The organism is Streptomyces sp. SID12488 (assembly GCF_010548275.1).
GTDB lineage: Bacteria > Actinomycetota > Actinomycetes > Streptomycetales > Streptomycetaceae > Streptomyces.
In genome coordinates this window covers 1-1,306 of the sequence record NZ_JAAGLT010000083.1, presented here as the reverse complement: position 1 = coordinate 1,306, position 1,306 = coordinate 1, and the positions used below count along the sequence as shown (strand labels likewise).

The following is a 1,306-nucleotide window of genomic DNA, read 5'->3' as shown; positions in this document are numbered from 1 at the left end:
CTAGGCCGTGTTTTGGAACTGAGTCCCTGACCATGCTTCATGCCGTGATGATCTAGGTGTGGGGCGTGGGGATCTTTCGGATGAGCAGTGGTCGGTGCTGGAGCCGTTGTTGCCGGTCGTGGGGCTGGGGCGTCCGGCTCGTAACCGGCGGCGGTTGATCGACGGGGTGCGGTGGCGGGTGCGGACCGGTGTGCCGTGGCGGGATCTGCCGGTCGAGTACGGGCACTGGCAGACCGTGTATGGGCTGTTCAGGCGCTGGCAGCGTGAGGGCGTGTGGGCTGGGATCCTGACCGCGCTGCAGGTCAGGGCTGATGCTGCGGGCCTGATCGCGTGGGAGGTGAACGTCGACTCCACGGTCTGCCGGGCCCATCAGCATGCTGCCGGTGCCCGCCGGGACGGTGCCGGGCAGAAGGAACCGCCGGGCGGGACGCGGACCGAGCCGGACGATCACGGGCTGGGCCGCTCACGCGGCGGTTTCTCCACGAAGATCCATCTGGCCTGCGAGCAGGGACAGAAGCCGCTGTCGCTGCTGGTCACGGCGGGCCAGCGGGGCGACAGCCCGCAGTTCGAGCCGGTCCTCGAAGCGATCCGGGTGCCCCGCACCGCCGGCGGGCGCCCTCGGGTGCGTCCGTTGCGGGTGCGGGGCGACAAGGCGTACTCCTCACGCGCCAACCGTGCTTATCTGCGCCGTCGCGGGATCAGGTGCACGATCCCCGAGCCGGCCGACCAGATCCGCAACCGCAGGCGCCGAGGCAGCGCGGGAGGCCGTCCGCCTGCCTTCGACCGTCAGGACTACAAGGCTCGTCATGCGGTGGAGTGCGGGATCAGCCGCCTCAAGCAGCACCGCGGTGTGGCCACCCGATACGACAAGCTTGCCGTCCGCTTCGAGGCGACGGTCCAGATCGCGGCGATCCAGCAGTGGCTGTGACCCGCCGACGACCCCTACGGCCGTGCCATGCTGGCGCCCGAACCGACAGCGCACCGTGGGGAGAAGTCCAGTGGCCGCCCAGTACTACTGCGCAGACAGCGAAAACGGCGACCACATCGACGACCCTTCCGAGGACGCCCTGTTCGACCTGATCAGCGAACTCAACGACACGGACAACACCTTCGTCGTCATCCAGCCAGACCAGGACGATCCTGCCTGGTTCGTGTCCGTCGCTGTCCTCGACGAAGGCGGCTACGAGATGGTCCGCCGCGACACCACCCGCCGCGAACACCACGTGACCACTGAGCACGGCATCGGCCGAATCGCGAGCGGCCTCATCATCTGGCTAGCCGCCCGCGACTTCCAAAACACGGCCTA

At 68.5% G+C, this 1,306-nt stretch carries 2 protein-coding genes; both read left to right on the top strand.

Features of this window, described 5'->3' with window-relative positions:
* Window positions 1-58 precede the first annotated feature (58 nt).
* Window positions 59-928, top strand: a complete 870-nt coding sequence (locus tag G3I56_RS42570; RefSeq protein WP_164418899.1) for an IS5 family transposase — start codon at window positions 59-61, stop codon at window positions 926-928.
* A gap of 70 nt (window positions 929-998) precedes the next feature.
* Window positions 999-1,306 (top strand): hypothetical protein (locus tag G3I56_RS42565; RefSeq protein ID WP_343240233.1); only part of this gene is annotated, 308 nt, incomplete at its 3' end.